The 19,391-nt window shown below is 65.1% G+C and carries 19 protein-coding genes; 4 read left to right on the top strand and 15 right to left on the bottom strand.

The genetic code is table 11. The features are described 5' to 3' along the window. Window positions 1-99 precede the first annotated feature (99 nt). Entirely contained in the window at window positions 100-753 is a 654-nt protein-coding gene (locus tag ACN0S5_RS04350; protein WP_417206301.1) for a peroxiredoxin, read from the bottom strand. A gap of 194 nt (window positions 754-947) precedes the next feature. Here ACN0S5_RS04350 and ACN0S5_RS04345 point away from each other — a divergent pair, with 194 nt between their 5' ends. Further along, window positions 948-2,387: an aldehyde dehydrogenase family protein gene (locus tag ACN0S5_RS04345; RefSeq protein ID WP_417206300.1), complete on the top strand. Its 1,440-nt coding sequence runs from the start codon at window positions 948-950 to the stop codon at window positions 2,385-2,387. 312 nt (window positions 2,388-2,699) lie between these two features. On the opposite strand, the gene ACN0S5_RS04340 is transcribed toward ACN0S5_RS04345, so the two are convergent. The 13 genes from ACN0S5_RS04340 to ACN0S5_RS04280 all read right to left on the bottom strand — a co-directional run bounded on the left by ACN0S5_RS04340 (window position 2,700) and on the right by ACN0S5_RS04280 (window position 14,885). After that, entirely contained in the window at window positions 2,700-3,218 is a 519-nt protein-coding gene (locus tag ACN0S5_RS04340) for an SRPBCC family protein (protein ID WP_417206298.1), read from the bottom strand. A gap of 27 nt (window positions 3,219-3,245) precedes the next feature. Beyond that, a complete protein-coding gene (locus ACN0S5_RS04335; RefSeq protein WP_417206296.1) occupies window positions 3,246-3,719 on the bottom strand; it encodes an SRPBCC family protein in 474 nt (157 codons plus the stop codon). Continuing rightward, a complete protein-coding gene (locus ACN0S5_RS04330; protein WP_417206294.1) occupies window positions 3,716-4,057 on the bottom strand; it encodes an ArsR/SmtB family transcription factor in 342 nt (113 codons plus the stop codon). Before ACN0S5_RS04330 ends, ACN0S5_RS04335 begins: the two co-directional genes overlap by 4 nt. 94 nt (window positions 4,058-4,151) lie before the next feature. After that, a complete protein-coding gene (locus tag ACN0S5_RS04325) occupies window positions 4,152-4,799 on the bottom strand; it encodes an RluA family pseudouridine synthase (RefSeq protein WP_417206293.1) in 648 nt (215 codons plus the stop codon). A gap of 76 nt (window positions 4,800-4,875) precedes the next feature. Next, window positions 4,876-7,320: a GcvT family protein gene (locus tag ACN0S5_RS04320; RefSeq protein ID WP_417206291.1), complete on the bottom strand. Its 2,445-nt coding sequence runs from the start codon at window positions 7,318-7,320 to the stop codon at window positions 4,876-4,878. Between the two features lie 73 nt (window positions 7,321-7,393). Then, window positions 7,394-8,314, bottom strand: a complete 921-nt coding sequence (locus ACN0S5_RS04315) for a homocysteine S-methyltransferase family protein (protein ID WP_417206289.1) — start codon at window positions 8,312-8,314, stop codon at window positions 7,394-7,396. Beyond that, window positions 8,311-8,946: a LysE family translocator gene (locus tag ACN0S5_RS04310; protein WP_417206288.1), complete on the bottom strand. Its 636-nt coding sequence runs from the start codon at window positions 8,944-8,946 to the stop codon at window positions 8,311-8,313. The genes ACN0S5_RS04315 and ACN0S5_RS04310 overlap by 4 nt, the downstream gene beginning before the upstream one ends. Beyond that, window positions 8,943-11,399: a GcvT family protein gene (locus ACN0S5_RS04305; RefSeq protein ID WP_417206286.1), complete on the bottom strand. Its 2,457-nt coding sequence runs from the start codon at window positions 11,397-11,399 to the stop codon at window positions 8,943-8,945. Before ACN0S5_RS04305 ends, ACN0S5_RS04310 begins: the two co-directional genes overlap by 4 nt. Window positions 11,400-11,413: 14 nt before the next feature. Further along, entirely contained in the window at window positions 11,414-11,785 is a 372-nt protein-coding gene (locus ACN0S5_RS04300; protein WP_417206284.1) for a GFA family protein, read from the bottom strand. A 4-nt stretch (window positions 11,786-11,789) separates the two neighbouring features. Beyond that, window positions 11,790-12,407, bottom strand: a complete 618-nt coding sequence (locus ACN0S5_RS04295; RefSeq protein ID WP_417206283.1) for a LysE family translocator — start codon at window positions 12,405-12,407, stop codon at window positions 11,790-11,792. Between the two features lie 117 nt (window positions 12,408-12,524). After that, window positions 12,525-13,094, bottom strand: coding sequence for a helix-turn-helix domain-containing protein (locus ACN0S5_RS04290; RefSeq protein WP_417206281.1), 570 nt, complete (start codon window positions 13,092-13,094; stop codon window positions 12,525-12,527). 78 nt (window positions 13,095-13,172) lie between these two features. After that, window positions 13,173-13,631, bottom strand: coding sequence for a GAF domain-containing protein (locus ACN0S5_RS04285; protein WP_417206279.1), 459 nt, complete (start codon window positions 13,629-13,631; stop codon window positions 13,173-13,175). A gap of 81 nt (window positions 13,632-13,712) precedes the next feature. Beyond that, window positions 13,713-14,885, bottom strand: coding sequence for an acetyl-CoA C-acyltransferase (locus ACN0S5_RS04280; protein ID WP_417206277.1), 1,173 nt, complete (start codon window positions 14,883-14,885; stop codon window positions 13,713-13,715). Between the two features lie 87 nt (window positions 14,886-14,972). Here ACN0S5_RS04280 and ACN0S5_RS04275 point away from each other — a divergent pair, with 87 nt between their 5' ends. The 3 genes from ACN0S5_RS04275 to ACN0S5_RS04265 all read left to right on the top strand — a co-directional run bounded on the left by ACN0S5_RS04275 (window position 14,973) and on the right by ACN0S5_RS04265 (window position 17,820). After that, on the top strand, window positions 14,973-15,302 hold the full coding sequence (locus ACN0S5_RS04275) for an STAS domain-containing protein (protein WP_417206276.1): 330 nt from the start codon (window positions 14,973-14,975) through the stop codon (window positions 15,300-15,302). A gap of 23 nt (window positions 15,303-15,325) precedes the next feature. Next, window positions 15,326-15,790 (top strand): ATP-binding protein, encoded by a 465-nt coding sequence (locus tag ACN0S5_RS04270; protein WP_417206274.1) that lies wholly within the window; start codon window positions 15,326-15,328, stop codon window positions 15,788-15,790. A gap of 452 nt (window positions 15,791-16,242) precedes the next feature. Beyond that, complete coding sequence (locus tag ACN0S5_RS04265; RefSeq protein ID WP_417206272.1) at window positions 16,243-17,820, top strand: gamma-glutamyltransferase family protein; 1,578 nt, start codon at window positions 16,243-16,245, stop codon at window positions 17,818-17,820. A gap of 197 nt (window positions 17,821-18,017) precedes the next feature. Here the strand turns inward: ACN0S5_RS04265 and ACN0S5_RS04260 are convergent, their stop codons facing one another. Continuing rightward, the gene (locus ACN0S5_RS04260; RefSeq protein ID WP_417206271.1) at window positions 18,018-19,388 is read right to left on the bottom strand and encodes a glutamate--cysteine ligase; all 1,371 of its coding nucleotides are present in this window, start codon (window positions 19,386-19,388) and stop codon (window positions 18,018-18,020) included. Window positions 19,389-19,391: the final 3 nt, after the last annotated feature.

Below are 19,391 nucleotides of genomic sequence, written 5' to 3'. Positions count from 1 at the left end.
GCTGTTCGGGATAAGGCGCGCGGCAGTATCTTGGCAAGCGTCCCCGCACATGACAGCGGGCGCCCCGATGGGACGCCCGCACGACCGATCCGGTTTGGATCAGGCCGGGTTCTTGGCGTAGCGCAGGTACGGCAGCTTGATATCCAGATCGCCGTATTTTTCCGCCGCGGCGTCATTGTCCAGCGACAAGGCCACGATCACGTCCTGCCCGACTTCCCAGTTTGCCGGCGTCGCCAGCGGCTGTTCGTAGGTCCGCTGAAGACCGTCCAATGCGCGCAGCACCTCGGCAAAGTTGCGGCCAACGGACATCGGATAGGTCATCATCAACTGCACTTTCTTGTTCGGTGCGATGATGAACACGGACCGCACCGTTGCGCTGTCCGCCGGGGTGCGCCCCTCGGGCAGGTAGGCCTCGGCGGGCAGCATATCCAGTGCCTTGGCCACGGTCAGGTCTTCATCCGCGATGATCGGAAAGCCCGCCGCGCTGCCTGCGGTCTTTTCGATATCGCCTTTCCATTTCTTGTGCTCTTCGACACCGTCGACGGAAATGCCCATCACCTTGGTGCCGCGCTTTTCCCATTCGGCGGCAAGCTGAGCGACCGCGCCGAATTCGGTGGTGCAGACCGGGGTGAAATCCTTGGGGTGCGAAAACAGGATTGCCCAGCTGTCGCCGATCCAGTCGTGCAGCACGACCTCCCCCAGATCGGTGGTCACGGTGAGGTTGGGGATCACATCGTTGATACGCAGTGCCATGGTCAGATATCCTTTCCTGTCCGAAAAACTCGGGTTTGGCTTACGGAGCTTAGATATATTCTGAGTTCAATATGTAAAGCCCCGCCTTGCACCCCAACCGGCGGGGTGACAGAGTGCCGCAAAATCGGCTGCCGCCCTGTAGGTAGGTTCCACGGGTCAGCCTGTCGATAGGTTATCAACGCAGGAGTAGAGCGATGATCGAGAAACGCCAATTCTATATCAATGGCGCCTGGGTAGAGCCGCTGGCCGGCACGGCGCATGAAGTCATCGACCCGTCGACCGAAGAGGCCTGCGCGGTGATTTCACTGGGCGGCGAGGCCGACACCAACGCCGCCGTGGCCGCCGCCAAGGCCGCCTTGCCCGGCTGGATGGCCACCCCGGTCGAGGACCGCATCGCCGCGCTGGAACGGGTCTATGCCGCCTACAAGGCGCGCGCCGAGGATCTTGGCCCGGCGATCAGCATGGAGATGGGCGCGCCCATCGACATGGCCAAGACCCAGCAGGTGGGTGCCGGTCTGTGGCACCTCAAGAACTTCATCACTGCCGCCAAGGCCTTTCCGTGGGAGGCACCGCTGGGCGATCATGCCCCCAACGACCGGATCATCCATGAGGCTGTGGGCGTTTGCGCGCTGATCACGCCGTGGAACTGGCCGATGAACCAGATCACGCTCAAGGTCGGCGCGGCGCTGGTGGCGGGCAACACGATGGTTCTGAAACCCTCGGAGGAAAGCCCGCTGGACGCGATGATCTTTGCCGAGATCATGCACGCCGCCGACCTGCCGCCGGGTGTCTTCAACCTTGTGAACGGGGATGGTGCGGGCGTGGGCAGCCAGCTGTCGTCGCATTCGGACGTGGATATGGTCAGCTTCACCGGCTCGACCCGCGCCGGGCGGCTGATCTCGATTGCTGCGGCTGACACGCTGAAACGCGTGCATCTGGAACTGGGCGGCAAGGGCGCGAACCTTGTGTTTGCCGACGCGGACGAAAAGGCGGTCAAGCGCGGTGTCCTTCACATGATGAACAACACCGGGCAAAGCTGTAACGCGCCCAGCCGGATGGTGGTCGAGGCGGCGCGCTATGAGGCCGCCGTCGAAGAGGCCGCCGCCGTTGCCGCCAAGGTCACCGTCGGCCCGGCCTCTGAGGAAGGCCGCCACATCGGTCCCGTGGTGAACGGCAGCCAGTGGGAAAAGATTCAGGCGCTGATCGAAAAGGGCATCGCCGAAGGGGCGCGTCTGGTGGCGGGTGGTCCGGGGCGGCCCGAGGGCTTCAACAAGGGGTTCTATGTGCGGCCCACCGTCTTTGCGGACGTGACTAATGACATGACCATCGCGCAGGAGGAAATCTTTGGCCCCGTCCTGTCGATCCTGAAGTTCGAGTCCGAGGAAGAGGCGGTTCAGATCGCCAACGACACCCCCTATGGCCTGACCAATTACGTTCAGAGTTCCGACCCCGCGCGGACCAAGCGGCTGGCGCGGCAGCTTCGGTCCGGCATGGTGGAGGTCAACGGCGAGAGCCGCGGCGCGGGCGCGCCCTTTGGGGGCATGAAAATGTCGGGCAATGGCCGCGAGGGCGGCAGCTGGGGCATTCATGACTTTGTCGAGGTGAAATCGGTCTCTGGCTGGGCCGCCGAGTAAGGCCCCAATCTCAGGGCTGTCCACGCGTGGACAGCCCTACGGGTCAGCAATATCAATGACTTACAGAGGCGTTTTAACGAACGCTTAGGAAACCGGGCCTTGTGAGGGGCCCGGTTTTTTGCTTGTCCGCCCCCCCGGTGGCAGAACGACGGCCCTGAAAACGCACCCGATCTGACGCCACGCAATCGACGGGTTTTGAGCCCCCCCGAGCGTCCGAAACAGCGCCCGAAACTGCGGCCCTGCGAGCGCGGCAGACCCATCGCCGCATCCAGTCAAACGAATTCCGGCCCGGACGGGTGGCCCAACCGAAGGTCAGCTTTTGGCCGCTGAAAGGCGGGACGCACCGGCCACGTGATCCGCAAGCTTACCCAGCGTTTGCCCGCCAAATTCAACCGCCCCGAACCCGATGACAATCGCGCGGCGTTCCGGTGTCGGGTGCAATTGGCGCAGGGTGACAACGGTCTTCCCGTTGCCTTGCTCATCAAAGGTCACAAGCAGCCGGAAAGCATCAGGATCGTCCGGCACGTCCTTGCCATGACGCGCCTCGATCAGGTTGGGACAATCGACGCGAAGGAAATCCATGCGATTGGAAAATCGCGTGCCGTCAGGGGCCACCATGTCGAACCGCCAAACCCCGCCGGTCCGGATATCCGCCTCATGCGTCTCTATCCGAAACCCGTCGGGTCCAAACCACTGCACAATCTGCGCCGGGTCGGCCCAGGCCTGAAAGGCCGTTTCGCGATCAGCGTTGACGACGCGGGCAAGGACAATTTCCCGCTGCAAGAGCGAAGGCTCCCACGCCGGGGCCACGTCCGTGAAACCTCTTGTCATGCGATTTCTCCTTTACGCGCCGTTCAATCACGCGTCGACAAGCGTTTTGGCATAGTCTTCGAGTTGCGTGACCACGGTGCCCCAGCCGTCAAAGAACCCCATATCCTCATGGGTTTTCCGCGCCTCGGGGGACCGGTGTCGCGCCGTGGCCGTGTAGGTGGTGCCGCCGTTTCCATCGTCTTCGAATTCGACGATTGCGGTCATGAAGGGGTCTGCGGCGGGCTTCCATCCTTCGCTGTAGGCATCGGTAAAGACCAGCCGCCTGCCCTCGACCACTTCGAGAAAGACGCCGGTGTTCGCCATCACATTGCCCTCGACATTGAAGGTCGTATTGAATTTTCCGCCGACACGCAGATCAATTTCGCAATCCTCGACAACGTGCGGTTTGGGCACAAAGAACTGCTTGATGTGTTTTGGGGTGGTCCAGCATTCCCACAGCACGGATCGCGGCGCTTGGATCGTGCGGGTGAAAGTCAGGTCAGTTTCAGGGTCCAGAATCATTTTCGACGCTCTTTCGCTAGGGCGGTTACGTAGTCATCAAATCGGTCGAGCCGTCCTTCCCAAATGGTCCGTTGTTCCGTCAGCCAGTCCCTGGCCGGAAGAAAGGCATCGGGGGAAAGCGCGCAGATGCGGGTGCGGCCTTGTTTCTGCGATGTGATCAGCTTGGCCGCTTCCAGCTTTTTCAGGTGCTCCATGAAGGACGGCAAGGCCATATCGTGCGGCTCTGCCAGTTCGCTGACCGAGGCCTCGCCCCGCGCCAGACGTTGCAGGATCATGCGGCGCGTCGGATCCCCGAGGGCGGAGAAACAGAGGTCGAGGTTTGGGTCAAGCTTAGACATATGCCTAAGTAACACATCAAGCGCGGTTGATCAACAACGTTTAGGGCTATGCCTAAGTGATGTGCCGGGCTGAAGCCCGGCCTACGGGTGTTGGTCAGAACGGCGGCGGGGCGCGGAATTTCATGCCTTTGCCGCTTTCGGGGTGGTTCACCCGCAGTTCCTCGGCGTGCAGCATCATGCGCGGGTATTGGTCAGCGGTTTCAGGTGCGTAGAGCGTATCGCCAAGGATCGGATGGCCCAGCGCCAGCGTATGCACCCGCAACTGGTGGCTGCGCCCGGTGTGCGGGAACAGCCGCACGCGGGTTTCCGTGTCCGAGGCTTTCAGCACCTTCCACAGAGTCAATGACGGCTTGCCGGTTTCATGGCAGACCATCTGCCGGGGCCGGTTGGGCCAGTCGACAATCAGCGGCAGGTCCACCTCTCCGGTCGCGGGCTGTAACCGCCCTTGCAGACGCGCCAGATAGGTCTTTTTCGTCTTGCGGGTTTCGAACTGAAGGTTGAGGTGCCGCTGCGCATGCGGTGTCAGGGCAAAGACCATCACGCCCGAGGTGTCGCGGTCCAGCCGGTGCACCAGCCGCGCCGTGGGAAAGGCCCGTTCAAGGCGGTGCAGCAGGCAATCGTGCAAGTCTTCGGTCTTGCCCGGCACGGACAACAGCCCGGCGGGTTTGTCGACAAGCAACAGGTCGCTGTCCTCATACAGGACAGGGATCTCGCCGGTGGGGGGATTGTAGTCGGATGCCATGCCCCCATGTGGCAAGCACGGACGCCGCGCGCAACCCCTGCCCCGCCGTTCTGCCCGGCGCGGCAGGGGCGGGGGGCTAGACCTTGACCCGCTCGGATTTGGGATCATAGAGCGGTTTGAGCGCGGGGGTGGCGGGCACGCGGGTGCCGGCGACGTCGATCTCGTAGGTCGAGGCAAGGACGTCCTGCGCGCTTTCGCCTTTGCAGGGGACATAGCCAAGGCCGATCGCCCCGCCCAGCGTGTGGCCATAGGCGCCGGAGCTGAGGTAGCCGACAATCTGGCCGTCGCGCAGGATCGGCTCATTGTGATAGACCAGCGGTTCGGGGTCTTGCAGCAGGAATTGCACCAGACGTTTGTCCAGCCCGGCGTCCTTTTTCGCCAGCACCGCGTCGCGGCCGATGAAGTCTGGCTTGGCGGTCTTGACGGCGAAGCCCAGCCCCGCCTCCAGCACGTGATCCTCGCAGGTGATGTCATGGCCGAAGTGGCGAAAGGCCTTTTCGGCGCGGCAAGAGTCCATGACGTGCATGCCGCAGAGTGTCAGGCCAAACTCCTGTCCTGCGGTGTGGATCGTGTCAAAGACATGCCCCGCCATGTCGGCGCTGACATAGACCTCCCAGCCCAGTTCACCGACATAGGTGACGCGGTGGACACGGGCCTGCCCCATGCCGATGTGGATGTGCTGGGCGGTGCCAAAGGGGTTGGTGGCATTGGTGAAATCGTCGGGTGAGACCGCTTGCAGGAGGGCGCGGGCCTGTGGCCCCATCACCGCCAGCACGCCTTCGCCCGCCGTGACATCGGTGATGACCACATTGCGGTCACCCAGATGGCGGCGCAGCCATGTTTCATCGGCGCGGCGCGTGGCGGCGGGGGTGACAACCAGATAGGCGGATTCCGACAGGCGGGTGACGGTGACGTCGGCCTCGATCCCGCCTTTGGCGTTCAGGAACTGGGTGTAGACGATCTTGCCCACCGGCACCGACATGTCGCCGCCGCAAACGTGGTTGAGGAAGGCCTCGGCATCGCGGCCTTCGACCCGCAGTTTGCCGAAGGAGGACATGTCGTACATGCCGACGGTTTCGCGAATGGCGCGATGTTCCTCGGCCGAATTGTCGAACCAGTTCTGGCGGCCCCAGGAGTAGCGGTATGCGCGTTCCTGCCCGTCGCGGGCAAACCAGTTGGCGCGCTCCCAGCCGCCGAGTTCGCCGAAGACCGCGCCGTTTTGGGCCAGACGGTCGTGAAAAGGCGAGCGGCGCAGGCCGCGTGCGGTCTCTTTCTGCCGGTAGGGGTAGTGGTCGGCATAGAGCAGGCCCAGCGTTTCCGAGACGCGCGCGGCGAGGTAGCTGGTGTTGGTCTGGAAGCCCTGCGCGCGGGCGATGTCGACATCCCCCAGATCAAAGGGTTTCTCGCCGTCGTTCATCCATTGCGCCAGCGCCATGCCCGCGCCGCCCGCCGACTGAATCCCGATGGAGTTGAAGCCCGCCGCCACCCAGACGTTATCCCGCCCCGGACACAGACCCATGTAATAGGCGTTGTCGGGGGTGAAGGATTCCGGCCCGTTGAAGAAGGTGTGAATGCCCGCCTGCCCCAGCATCGGCATGCGGTTGACGGCCTGTTCGAGGATCGGCTCGAAGTGGTCGAAATCTTCCGGCAGCTGGTCGAATTCGAAGTCGTGCGGGATGCCGTTCAGCGCCCAGGGTTTGGCGCCCGGCTCAAACGCGCCCAGCATCAGCTTGCCCGCGTCTTCCTTGTAATAGGCGCATTCGTCGGGCACGCGCAGCACCGGCAGTTGGGTCAGCCCGGCGATGGGCTCGGACACGATGTAGAAGTGTTCGCAGGCTTGCAGCGGCACATCGGTGCCCAGCATCCGGCCCACCTCGCGGCCCCACATGCCGGCGCAGTTGACCACGTGATCGGCGGCGATGGTGCCCGAGGTGCCGTCCTCTGCCTGCCAGTGCACCTGTGTGATGCGCTCTCCGACGGTGGTGACGCCGGTGGCCTTGGTGCGTTCGGCCACGGTCGCGCCGCGCATCCGTGCGCCCTTGGCCATGGCCAGCGCGATATTGGCCGGGTCGCCCTGCCCGTCCTTGGGCAGGAAGACGCCGCCCAGAACGCCGTCGGTGTTGAGGTGGGGATATTTCGCAGAAATATCGTCTCTGCCGATCTCGTCGATCTCGACCCCGAAGGCGCGCGCCATGGCGGCCTGCCTGCGCAGTTCCTCGTGCCGTTCGGCGGTCAGCGCCACGGTGATCGAGCCGACCCGCCTGAACCCGGTGGCCACGCCGGTTTCCGCCTCCAGCGTGCCGTAGAGTTCCTGACTGTATTTGGCGAGGCGCGTCATGTTGGCGGTGGCGCGCAACTGGGCGATGAGACCCGCGGCGTGCCATGTGGTGCCGGAGGTCAGTTGCTTGCGCTCCAGCAGGACAACATCGGTCCAGCCGAATTTCGTCAGGTGATAGGCGACGGAGCAGCCGATGACGCCGCCGCCGATGATGACGGCGCGGGCCTTGGTGGGAAGGGACATGGCGGGGTCTCCGGTCTTGAGCGTCAGAGCGCCCTGCGGGCGCGGAAGGGGGTATTTTCACAGAGAAGAAACATCAGGTGATCCGATGCCCGGCGGCGCGCAGGCGGCGGGCGATTTCGGCGATATGGGCGGGGCCGGTTTCGCAGCAGCCGCCGACGATACTGGCGCCCGCGTCGATCCATGTCATCGCGTGGTCGGCATAGATCGCCGGGCCGAGATCGCGGCGCGCGTGCAGCGATTCCGCGGTGGAGCCGCCGTCGAGAAAGGCCTTGGTGATCATGGTGAAGGCATTGGCGTAGGCCCCCATCGGCACACCGGCACCGGACAGCGCCTCCAGCGCGGCGGGCATCGCCTCTGGCGCGGAGCAATTGGCCAGCACGGCGTCGGCCCCTGACGCGATGCGCGCCGCCTCGGCCAGCGGTTCGCCCGAGCGCAGGCGGCTGCCGTCCTCGTCATCGACGGTGAACGCCAGCCAGACCGGTTTGTCGGTGAGGCGGCCCGCCGCGAGGCAGGCGCGTGCGGCGTCGAGCGAGGCGATGGTTTCGAACAGCAGCAGGTCGACAGCGGGGGCCAGCAGGCCCGCGACCTCGGCGTAAAGCGGGGTGGCGGTGACATAATCCGGGTGCAGGTCGGCCCGGTAGCTGGCCCCCAGCGGGCCGATGGACCCGGCGATCCGGCCGCGCGCGCGCACGGCGTCGGCCTCTGCAAGGGCGGCGCGGTGCAGCGCCTCGAACCTGTGCTGCATGTCGGGGATCGCCGCGCCGGAGGCGGCGTAGTGATTGGTGGCTCCGCCGCGCAGCCGGTCGCGGTGGATAGCGTAGCTGTTGGTGGTGGCCACCGTTGCGCCCGCGTCGGCGTAATCGCGGTGCACCTCACCCACCAGACCGGGGTGGTCGATCATGACCTGTGTCGACCAGAGCGGGCTGGCCGGTTGACCGGAGCGGCGGATCAGTTCCTGTCCCATGCCGCCGTCGAGCAGAGTGATATGTGTCACAGGTTGACCTCCCTTGCCAGATCGCGGCTGCCCAGCAGCAGCGCCGCGCCGATCATCAGCCCGCCCGACACGCGGTTCAGCCTCCGGCCCGACAGCCGCAGCGGCCCCGACAGGAGGCGGGTGGCGGCAAAGCCCCAGAGGATCAGGATCACGCCGTCGACCAGCAGGTAGGTGCCCCCCAGCAGCACAAGTTGCGGGACAACCGGCGTGGCCGGGTCGATGAATTGCGGGAAAAGCGCGCCGAAAAACACCACCGCGTAGGGGTTGGCGGCGGAGGTGAGAAAGCCCTGCCGGAACAGCCCCCGGCGGCGCGCCAGCGGGGCGGCGCCAGGGCGGTCTGTTGCGGGCGCGCGCAGGATCAGGCCGAGGCCGATCCAGACCAGATAGGCCACGCCCGCCCATTTCACCCAGACCAGCGCACCGGCCGAGGCCGCGATCACCGCGACCAGACCAAAGGCCGCGGCGGTCATTTGCAGGACGTTTGCACTCAGATCGCCCGCCACGGTCCACAGGCTGCGCCGCAGCCCGTGCCGCAGGCTGTTGGACATGATCAGCAGCTGGCTGGTGTCGGGGGGCGTGGCGAAAAACGCCGCAAGGACCGCGAGGTAGATCAGGTAGCTTTCGAGTGTCACGCCTTCAGCCTTTCGTTCTGCGGATCCCACAGCGGTTGATCCGCCTTCACCACGGCGCGGCGTCTTTCCCCGTAGATGTCGATCTCCAGTTCGGTGCCGGGCGTGGCCAGATCGCGGCGGATCATGCCCAGCGCGATGGAGGCGTCGATGCGGTGGCCCCAGCCGCCGGAGGTGGTTTCCCCGACGATCTCACCGTCGTGCCAGACCGTCGACATATAGGGCGCGTCCGCCGCGCCCGCCTCCACCACCATCGTGACAAAGCGTTTCTTTGGTCCTTGCTGTTTCTCGGCCATCAGCGCCGCTTGGCCGGGGAAGGCCTGCGGCTTGTCGAGTTTCACAAAGCGCTCCAGCCCGCCCTCAAGCATCGAGTAATCGGTGGAGAGGTCGCCTTTCCACGCGCGATAGCCTTTTTCGAGGCGCAGGGAATTGAGCGCATACATGCCAAAGGGTTTCAGCCCCTGCGTCTGCCCGGCGGCCATGATCGCATCATAGACCCGCGGGGTATCCGCAATCTTGGAGTGGACCTCCCAGCCCAGCTCTCCGGCGAAACTCACCCGCACCAGTTGCACCCATGTGCCGTCCAGTTGCGCCGATTGATGGGTCAGCCAGGGTTGGGTCAGGTCGGCCTCTGTCAGGGTTGCCAGAATGTCGCGGGATTTCGGGCCGGTCAGGATCTGGCAGGCGAAGTCGCGCGTCACATCCGTGAGGGTGAATCCCGCACCGGCAGGCGCGTGCCGTTGCAGCCATTCAAGGTCATGCCATTGCGCCGCCGCCGCGGTGATCAGGAAAAAGTCATCCTCGTCCAGTCGCATGGCGGACATTTCGGTCACGATGCGGCCCCGGTCATCGGCGAAATACAACAGGCCGATGCGCCCGACCTTGGGGATGCCGCCGGTACACAGGCCGCGCAGGAATTCCGCCGCGCCCTCCCCTTGCAGGCGGTAGCGCGAAAACCCCGGCAGATCGAGGAGGCCGGCGGCGTCGCGCACCGCGTGGCATTCCTCGCGGATGCGGGGCTGCCACGGGCCATTGCGGTCCCATGTGTGGGTTGCCGCCTCGGAGGTGTCGTCGCCCGGTTGCGCGTACCAGTTCGCCCGCTCCCAGCCGTTGTAGGCCCCCATGACGCCGCCTTGGGCAAGGATGCGGTCATGCACCGGCGACAGCTTGCGGTTGCGGGCGGCGGGCCATTCGTGGTGCGGGAAGTGCATGGCGTATTCGTGGCCGTAGACCTCTATCGCCTTGTCGATGCAGTACTGTGGGTCGGTGTAATCGGTGTAGCGGCGCGGATCGACGGCCCACATGTCCCATTCGGTCTGGCCCTCGGTGACCCATTCGGCCAGCACCTTGCCCGCGCCGCCCGCCTGGGTGATGCCAAAGGTAAAGACACAGGCCTCAAAGGCGTCGGGCACACCCGGCATCGGGCCGATCAGCGGCAGGCCGTCGGGGGCATAGGGGATCGGGCCGTTGATGTTGCGGCCCACGCCGCCCTCGCCCAGCAGCGGCACACGGGCCATGGCGTCCTCGATGTGCCATTCCAGCCGCTCCAGATCGTCGGGGTAAAGCTGAAAGCTGAAATCCTCGGGCATGGGGTCGTCCGGCGTGACCCAGTGCGCCTTGCAGTTGCGCTCATAGGGGCCAAGGTTGAGGCCGTTCTTTTCCTGCCGCAGGTAATAGCTGCTGTCGACGTCGCGCAGGAGCGGAAGCTTGCCGTTCTCAGCCGACCACTCCTTCAGCGCCGGGATTTCCTCGGTCAGGAAATACTGGTGGGACATGACGGCCATCGGCACGGTACGCCCGCCGTAGGGCTTGAACCACTCGCCGACCCGCTGGGCGTAATATCCGGCGGCATTGACCACCTTTTCGCAGCGGATGTCACCCTTGTCGGTGTGCACGATCCAGCCGTCGCTGTCGCGGCTGACGCCGGTGGCCGGGCAGAACCGTTCAATCCGCGCCCCGGCCATGCGCGCGCCCTTGGCCAGCGCCTGCGTCAGTTGCGCCGGGTCGATGTCGCCGTCGTCGGGATCATACAGCGCGCCCGTCAGATCATGAGTTTCAAGGAACGGATAGCGCGCCTTGAGATCCGAGACCGCCAGCATCTCCAGATCGAGCCCCTGATAGCGCCCCATGGAACAGGCGCGTTCGAATTCCTGCATGCGCTCTCTGGAATGACCCAGACGGATCGACCCGGTGACATGGTAATTCATCGGGTAGTCGACCTCATCGGCCAGCCTGCGATACAGATCCAGCGAATAGCGCTGCATGTTCATCACCGCCCAGGACGTGCTGAACGAGGGGCAGTTGCCCGCCGCGTGCCAGGTGGATCCGGCCGTCAGCTCGTTCTTTTCCAGCACGACCACATCCCACCCGGCTTTTGCGATGTGATAGGCACAAGAGGCCCCCACCGCGCCACCGCCGATAATGACCACGCGGGCCTGCGTCGGAAACTCGGACATGATCGCCCCTCCTGTCAGCTGCTCTGCGGAACGTCGTCCGCGATGTCATAATAATCGCCCTTGTCGGCGGTGAAGATGTGCTTTTGCAGCCGCAGCCCCGTGGGCGCGTCCAGCGCCCCAAGGGCAAAGCTGATCGTGTCCTCGGCATGGGCGTGCCAGAACAGAAAGCTGCCGCAGGTCGGGCAAAATCCGCGCTGCGCCTGCGCGGAACTGTCATACCAGCGCACCGGGCCGGCGATGGTCAGCGCGGGTTTGGGCACATGGGCAGAGGCCCAGAGATGACCGGACTGGCGGCGGCACTGACCGCAATGGCAGACGCTGGCCCCCTGCGGGCGCGCGTCGGTCTGAAAGGTAATGGCGCCACAGAGGCACTGGCCCTTGGTCATGTTGCTAGCTCCGAACCGGGGTCGAGGATGCGCCAAGCGCACTCCCGTAGAGGATGAAACAGGCGGCGAGGACGCGGCGGATGGCGGTGTTGGCAATGACCGACAGCTCCCGCCGCCCCAGCCACGCCCCCAGCGCGGTGTAACCCGCGTAGCTGAGACAGGTGATCGACAGCGCCGTCGGCACGATCACCCACATCTGCTGCCCGACAGGGACATCCGGCATGACGAACTGCGAAACGGCCGCCAGATAAACCGCGACGGACTTCGGATTGGCCGCGGCGATGGCGAAGGCGCGACCGTAGATATGGACCGAGGACGGCGCGATCTCGATCGCCCGCGCGGCGCGCATCCAGTTGCGCACGCCCAGCCAGATCAACAAGCCCGCACCCATCAGCTTGGCCACGAAAAACGCGGTCGGCGAGGCGGCGATCAGCGCGCTGACCCCCAGCGCCGACAGCGCAAGGAACAGCGCCGCCTGCGTCAGCATCGCCGCCACCCCCCAGAGCGCGCGGGCAAAGCCGAAATTCATCCCGTTCTGGATGCAATTGACCGCGTTCGGGCCGGGCGAAGTCACGAACACCACCCAGAACAGCGCAAAGAGGGTCCAGCCATCGAAACTCATGGTCCGGCCTCCTGCAAGACGCGACCTGTTGCTTCTTCTCTGTCCAAATCCCCCCGCCGGAGGCGTTCCGACATGGCCGCCCGCACCCCGTCTGACGCTGTGGACAGAACCGCCATGTCAGTACACCGGCGGGGCGATGACCCAGATCGCCAGCGCCGCCTCGTCATAGGGGTTGGACCAGCGAAACGGCTCGCCGCGAATGCGAAAGCTGTCGCCGGGAAAAATTGTGAATTGGTCCTCCCCGATGGTCAGGTCCAGTTTGCCGGACATCAGATAGCCCACCTCTTGCGTGGGCCGGGTGACGGTTTCACCGATCTCCGAGCGGGCCTCGAAGGTGGAATGCACCATCTCGAACGCATCGGTCAGGTCCGGCGACAGCAGTTCCTCGACCAGCCCCGTCACCCGCGACCCGATGGGGCGGCGGGTGCCCTGCCGCACGATCCGGCCCGCCTCTGGCCCCGCGACCGCCCCGTGCCGCGCCAGCATCGAGACCGAGACATCCAGCGCCTCGGCCAGATGCCGCAGATCGGTGATCGACGCCTCGGAGAGATCGCGTTCCACCTGGCTCAGCCAGCCGACCGAGCGGCCCAGCCGGTCGGCAAGCTGTTGCAGCGTCAGCCCACGGGTGCGGCGGAGCGCGCGCAGGTCGGCACCAAGCGTCGTGGGCAGGGGATGCGGGTGTGACATGTTCCGAGTCGTGAAAAATTGCGCCTGAATTTCACGTTGCCATGGGCGTGTGAAATTTCAAAGCTTTTTTTCACGGGCTCAGACGGCGTCGTGAAACGCCGCATCCAGAATGGCTTGCAGGGCCGTGGCATCCTCTGGGGTGAAGGCATCGGGCTGATTGCTGTCGATGTCGAACACTCCGATCAACCTGCCCGCGCCGTCGCGCACCGGCAGCACCAGTTCCGACCGCGTGGAACTGGCGCAGGCGATATGACCGGGAAAGGCATCCACATCCGCGACCAGTTGCGCCTCACCGGTGCGGGCACATGCGCCGCAGACGCCGCGCGAAAACGGGATCACAAGGCAGCCGTGGCCACCCTGATACGGCCCGATCTTGAGCAGTTCCAGCGCGACCACCCGGTAGAAGCCGGTCCAGTCAAAGCGGTCGTCGGCGTGGTGGACCTCGCAGGTCACGGTCGCCATCAGCGCCACGGCGTCGGTTTCGCCCGCGGTGAGGGCGGCGATGGTTTTTGTGAGCGTAGAGTAGTCAACAGACATGATGCGCCTTTGTGCGAGGACAGGACCGGGGGCGCGGCCCCCGGACCCCCGGGATATTTCAGGACAGAAGAAACGCGAAGATCAGATCCGCTCGATGGCGATGGCCGTCCCCTCGCCGCCGCCGATGCAGATCGCCGCCACGCCGCGCTTGAGCCCGCGCTTTTCCAGAGCGTTCAGCAGCGTGACGATGATCCGCGCGCCCGACGCCCCGATGGGGTGGCCCAGCGCGCAGGCACCGCCGTTCACGTTCACGATGTCGCGCGGCAGGCCCATTTCCTTCATGAAGGCCATGGGGACCACGGCGAAGGCCTCGTTCACCTCCCAGAGGTCCACATCGCCGGTCTTCCAGCCGATCCGCTGGAGCAGTTTGCGGGCGGCGGGCACCGGGGCTGTCGGGAACAGCGAAGGGGCCTGTGCGTGGCTGGCATGGCCAAGGATCTTGGCGCGCGGCGTTGCGCCCACGGCAATCGCCGCATCCAGCGTCGACAGCACCAGTGCGGCGGCCCCGTCCGAGATCGACGAGGAATTGGCGGGCGTCACCGTGCCGTCCTTGCGGAAGGCTGGTTTCAGCATCGGGATCTTTTCGGGGCGCGCCTTGCCCGGCTGTTCGTCGCGGGTGATGACCTCTTCGCCGTGGCGCATGTGCAGCGTGACCGCCGTGATCTCATCGTCGAAGGCCCCCGAGCGTTCCGCATCCAGCGCATTCGACAGCGAGGCCAGCGCGTATTGGTCCTGCGCCTCGCGGGTGAACTGGAACGCCTCGGCGCAGTCTTCGGCGAAGGTGCCCATCAGGCGGCCCTTGTCATAGGCGTCTTCCAGCCCGTCGAGGAACATGTGGTCCACCACCTGACCGTGGCCGATGCGCGCGCCGCCGCGCATCTTGGGCAGCATGTAGGGCGCCTGGGTCATCGATTCCATGCCACCCGCGACGATGGTCTGCGCCTCGCCCAGCGCCAGCCGGTCCCAGGCGAACATCGCCGCCTTCATGCCCGATCCGCACATCTTGTTGAGGGTGGTGGCGGGCACCTCTTCGCCGAGACCCGCCGCAAAGCCCGCCTGACGCGCCGGGGCCTGTCCCTGACCGGCGCCCAGAACGCAGCCCATCAACAGCTCATCGACCACGGGCCCGCCGGCCTGCGCCAACGCCGCGCGGATCGCCGCGCCGCCCAGCACGCTGGCGGGTTGTTCGGCAAACACGCCCTGAAATCCGCCCATCGGTGTCCGGGCCGCCCCGGTGATCACGACAGTCTGCATGTGCAAGTCTCCCTTTGTCGGGATCTGCATACAGAATGGTAAGGATTGCCGTCTAGTCTTGAGCGGACACGAGACAAAGAGGACGGCATGCAACTGACCACGCATCTTCAGGACGGTGTCGATATCATCACCGTAGACGCCACCCGAATCGACGCCGCAGTCGCGATCCAGTTCAAGGATCGCATGCGCGAGGTTCTGGGCACGGACAAACCGCGATACGTGCTGGACCTGCAACAGGTGGAATTCATCGATTCCAGCGGTCTGGGCGCGATCGTCGCCGGGATGAAGCTGTTGCCAAAGGGCGGCACACTGGAACTGGCCGGCTTGCGCCCCGCCGTCGACAAGGTGTTTCGCATGACCCGGATGGATTCGATCTTTGCCATCCACCAATCCGTCCAAGACGCCGCCAGTATCTGACCCCCGGACCGGAGCGACAGTTCATGCAAGCGGAGCGGCTGGAAGACGGCGCCTTTCTGATTTCCTGCCGGATGGACAGTACCCCGGACGATGTCCAGACCACGCTGCTCGACATCAACGACCTGCTTCAGGGTGAGGACATCGCGCCACCACCCGACTGCAACTGGGAGCTGGTGGTCGCGGAGGTGCTGAACAACATCGTTGAACATGCCTATCAGGACCGGGCGGGCGGGGACATCCTGCTCAAGCTCCGGTTCGGGCACGACCGCCTGACCGTCGAGTTCACCGATTTCGGCCTGCCGATGCCCAGCGGCACGCCCCCCGAGGGCGCGCCGGCCAATCTGGATGTGCCGGTCGAGGACCTGCCGGAGGGCGGCTTTGGCTGGTTCCTGATCCGCTCGCTCAGCGAGAACCTGAGCTATTGCCACGACGGCACGCGCAACCATCTCACCTTGGCAATTCCGCTGTCCCCCGATCTGCCGCAATAACCACGCCACGACGCGTGGGCCATCTGGCGCACAGAGAGGGTAGCGCCAGCGCCGCACTCACTGTTCGCCAAATGGCCCCGCCCCCGCCTCAATCCCGCCTGTATCTGCCGACAGTCTTGGCCCTGTAGCTGCATATGGCTTCACTCGGCGCCGCGCGTTTTCAGCCCCCACCCAGTGCGCGGCGCCGAGGCTACTTTCCCCCAATTCTAGTTGGTTCGTTTGCATCGCTGGCACCGCCCTGTGCCGCCATGAGATTACCCGCAGCGCACCACATTTCCGCCCCGATCGAGTCGCATACCAAAAGGGTAGCTGCATATGGCTTCCCTCGGCGTCGCGCGTTTTCAGCCCCCACCCAGTGCGCGGCGTCGAGGACTTTAACCTCCCCTCCCCAGATTGACCTTGCGCGGCGCGCTTCTATGCTCACCCGGCAAAACGAGGGAGCCTGACAGCACATGCGCGATTTTCACAAACCCGGCCGATCCGCCGTCATGGCCCTGAACGGGATCTGCGCCACGTCTCATCCGCTGGCCGCGCGGGCCGCCGTCGATATCCTGCAACGCGGCGGCAACGCCATGGACGCGGCGCTGGCCGGGGCGGTGATCCTTGGACAGGCGGAACCGGCGATGACCGGGCTGGGCGGCGATTGTTTCGCGCTGGTCTCGCCCGCAGGCGGCGATGAGGTCATCGCGGTGAACGGGTCCGGGCGCGCGCCCGCCGCTGCCAGCGCCGCGGCGCTGCGGGCGGCCGGGCACAGCGCCGTTCCGCCCACCAGCGCCTTTGCGGTCACGATCCCCGGCGCGGTCGATGCCTTTTGCACCATGTCCGAAAAATGGGGGCGGCTGGGTCTGGCGGACTGCGTCGCGCCCGCGATCCGCTATATGGATGAGGGCGTGCCGGTCGCGCCGCGCGTGGCGTTTGACTGGATGGAAAGCTCGGACCAGTTGCAGGGCGCGGCGCAGAGGCATTACCTGAACGACGGGGCCGTGCCACGTGTCGGCGACATCTTTCGCCTGCCGGGCAACGCCGAGGTTTTGCGCCGCATCGCCGCGCAGGGGCGGGACGGATTCTACACCGGCGAGGTGGCCGAAGACATGTGCGCCGCGCTCAACGCGGCGGGCGGGGCGCATACGCTGGAGGACTTCGCGGCGACGGCCTGCACCATCACGCCGCCACTGTCGGGCAGCTACAAGGGGCGCGCGTTGCTGGAGACCCCGCCCAACGGTCAGGGGGTGACGGCGCATCTGCTGCTGAACATCCTGTCGCATTTCGATCTGGCGGCGATGTCGCCGTTCGGCGCGGACCGGGTGCATATCGAGGCGGAGGCGGCCAAGCTGGCCTATGATGCGCGCAATCGGTTTCTGGCCGACGCGGATCATATGACCCGGCTGGATCACCTGCAAAGCCCCGAGACGGCGGCGCGTCTGGCGGCGTTGATCGACCCCAAACGGGTCATGACCGCCCCGGCGGCGCTGGCCGAAGAGGTCCACCGCGAGACGATCTATATCACCGTCGTGGACCGCGACCGGATGGCGGTGTCGTTGATCTATTCGATCTTCAACAGCTTTGGCTCGGGGATTGCGTCGGACAAATTCGGCATCCTGTTCCAGAACCGTGGCGCGGGCTTTACCCTGCAAGAGGGGCATCCGAACGAGATGGCCGGCGGCAAGCGACCGATGCATACGATCATCCCGGCGATCCTGATGGAAAAGGGACGCGTGGCCATGCCCTTTGGGGTCATGGGCGGGCAGTATCAGCCCAATGGGCACGCGCGGGTGCTGACCAATATGATCGACTATGGGATGGACCCGCAGGCGGCCCTCGATGCGCCGCGGAGTTTTGCCGACAAAGGCAAGCTGAGGCTGGAGCGGGGCTATGATGAGGCGGTCTTTGCCGCGCTGGCCGAGAGGGGGCATGAGATCGAGGTGCCCGGCGCGCCGATCGGGGGCGCTCAGGCGATCATGATCCATGAGAATGGCGTTCTTGAGGGGGCTTCGGACCCGCGCAAGGATGGCTGTGCGATCGGGTATTGAGAAGACGCCCCGGCACCTGTCCACGCGTGGACAGGTGCCGGGGCATGTAAATTCAATAGGTTACAGAGACGTTTTCACGAAGCGTTAGGAATTAAGGCGCAAGAGATGGACGCGAGGCCCCGGATCAAGTCCGGGGCTGCGTCGGTCTGTGAGAACGGGGTGACCTTGGCAAGATTGCCTGGACCGTCAGCAGGCGCTCAGTAGGAATACTGCGCGTAGATCTTGGTCAGGTCGCCGTTCCAGTCGCCGTGGTAATGCTCCAGAAGTTCGTCGGAGGGCACCTTGCCGCTGTCGACGCTTTCCTTCAGCGCGTTCAGGAAGTGGGTCTCATCCGGCACAAGGCCCCCTGCCCCCGGACGGGCGCGGGCGACAAGCCCGGCCTCGCAGATCGTCAGCACTTCGCGGGCGAGGTCGTGCATGTTGATCTTGCCCACCTGCGCCTGAAGCCCGTCGCGGGTGGCCGCAAGGCGCAGCGCCTCGCGGGTGTCTGCGTCCCAGCCCTTGGCCAGATCCCAGACCGCATCCAGCGCGGACTGGTCGTACATCAGGCCCACCCAGAACGCGGGCAGCGCGCAAAGCCGCCGCCACGGGCCGCCATCCGCGCCGCGCATCTCGATGTATTTCTTCATCCGGGCGTCGGGGAAAGCGGTGGTCAGGTGATCGGCCCAGTCGGACAGGGTGGGCGTTTCGCCGGGCAGCGCGGGCAGCTCGCCTTCCATGAAATCGCGGAACGACATGCCCAGCGCGTCGACATAGACCCCGTCGCGGTAGACAAAATACATCGGCACATCCAGCGCGTAGTCGACCCAGCGTTCGAACCCAAAGCCGTCTTCGAACACAAAGGGCAGCATCCCGGTGCGCGCATCGTCGAGCGTTTCCCAGATCTGCATCCGCTTGGATTTGACGCCGACCGGCTTGCCCTCAAAGAACGGTGAATTGGCGAACAGCGCGGTAGCCACGGGCGACAGGGCAAGGGCAACACGCATCTTTTGCACCATGTCCGCCTCTGACGCGAAATCGAGGTTCACCTGAACGGTGCAGGTGCGGCGCATCATTTCCTTGCCCGTGGTGCCCACCTTATCCATGTAGGCATCCATCAGCTTATACCGGCCTTTGGGCATCAGCGGCATCTGGTCATGGGTCCAGATCGGCGCGGCCCCCAGCCCGATAAAGCCGACGCCGATTTCGTCAGCGATATCCTTGACTTGCAGGAGGTGCTCATTCACCTCATCGCAGGTCTGGTGGATGGTTTCCAAAGGCGCGCCGGACAGTTCCAGCGCCCCACCGGGCTCCAGCGAGACATTTGCGCCGTCCTTGGTCAGGCCGATGATGTGGCCACCTTCGGAGACCGGATCCCAGCCGTGGCGGTCGCGCAGCCCCTCAAGCACCGCGCGGATGGATCGGTCGCCGTCATAGGGCAGCGGTTTCAGCGTGTCCTTGCAGTAGCCGAATTTCTCATGCTCGGTGCCGATGCGCCAATCTTCCTTGGGCTTGCATCCCGAGGCCAGATATTCGGCCAGTTGCTCTTGGGAAGTGATCGGCCCGCCGCCGGATTGAGGGATGGACATGTC

This window comes from Antarctobacter sp. (genome assembly GCF_048262615.1).
Classification (GTDB): Bacteria; Pseudomonadota; Alphaproteobacteria; order Rhodobacterales; family Rhodobacteraceae; genus Antarctobacter.
This window is presented reverse-complemented; position numbering and strand designations above follow the sequence as displayed.

Coding starts and splice junctions, on each gene's coding strand:
- ACN0S5_RS04350 (WP_417206301.1), bottom strand. CDS start 753: ATGGCACTGCGTATCAACGATGTGATCCCCAACCTCACCGTGACCACC.
- ACN0S5_RS04345 (WP_417206300.1), top strand. CDS start 948: ATGATCGAGAAACGCCAATTCTATATCAATGGCGCCTGGGTAGAGCCG.
- ACN0S5_RS04340 (WP_417206298.1), bottom strand. CDS start 3,218: ATGACAAGAGGTTTCACGGACGTGGCCCCGGCGTGGGAGCCTTCGCTC.
- ACN0S5_RS04335 (WP_417206296.1), bottom strand. CDS start 3,719: ATGATTCTGGACCCTGAAACTGACCTGACTTTCACCCGCACGATCCAA.
- ACN0S5_RS04330 (WP_417206294.1), bottom strand. CDS start 4,057: ATGTCTAAGCTTGACCCAAACCTCGACCTCTGTTTCTCCGCCCTCGGG.
- ACN0S5_RS04325 (WP_417206293.1), bottom strand. CDS start 4,799: ATGGCATCCGACTACAATCCCCCCACCGGCGAGATCCCTGTCCTGTAT.
- ACN0S5_RS04320 (WP_417206291.1), bottom strand. CDS start 7,320: ATGTCCCTTCCCACCAAGGCCCGCGCCGTCATCATCGGCGGCGGCGTC.
- ACN0S5_RS04305 (WP_417206286.1), bottom strand. CDS start 11,399: ATGTCCGAGTTTCCGACGCAGGCCCGCGTGGTCATTATCGGCGGTGGC.
- ACN0S5_RS04300 (WP_417206284.1), bottom strand. CDS start 11,785: ATGACCAAGGGCCAGTGCCTCTGTGGCGCCATTACCTTTCAGACCGAC.
- ACN0S5_RS04295 (WP_417206283.1), bottom strand. CDS start 12,407: ATGAGTTTCGATGGCTGGACCCTCTTTGCGCTGTTCTGGGTGGTGTTC.
- ACN0S5_RS04290 (WP_417206281.1), bottom strand. CDS start 13,094: ATGTCACACCCGCATCCCCTGCCCACGACGCTTGGTGCCGACCTGCGC.
- ACN0S5_RS04285 (WP_417206279.1), bottom strand. CDS start 13,631: ATGTCTGTTGACTACTCTACGCTCACAAAAACCATCGCCGCCCTCACC.
- ACN0S5_RS04280 (WP_417206277.1), bottom strand. CDS start 14,885: ATGCAGACTGTCGTGATCACCGGGGCGGCCCGGACACCGATGGGCGGA.
- ACN0S5_RS04275 (WP_417206276.1), top strand. CDS start 14,973: ATGCAACTGACCACGCATCTTCAGGACGGTGTCGATATCATCACCGTA.
- ACN0S5_RS04270 (WP_417206274.1), top strand. CDS start 15,326: ATGCAAGCGGAGCGGCTGGAAGACGGCGCCTTTCTGATTTCCTGCCGG.
- ACN0S5_RS04265 (WP_417206272.1), top strand. CDS start 16,243: ATGCGCGATTTTCACAAACCCGGCCGATCCGCCGTCATGGCCCTGAAC.
- ACN0S5_RS04260 (WP_417206271.1), bottom strand. CDS start 19,388: ATGTCCATCCCTCAATCCGGCGGCGGGCCGATCACTTCCCAAGAGCAA.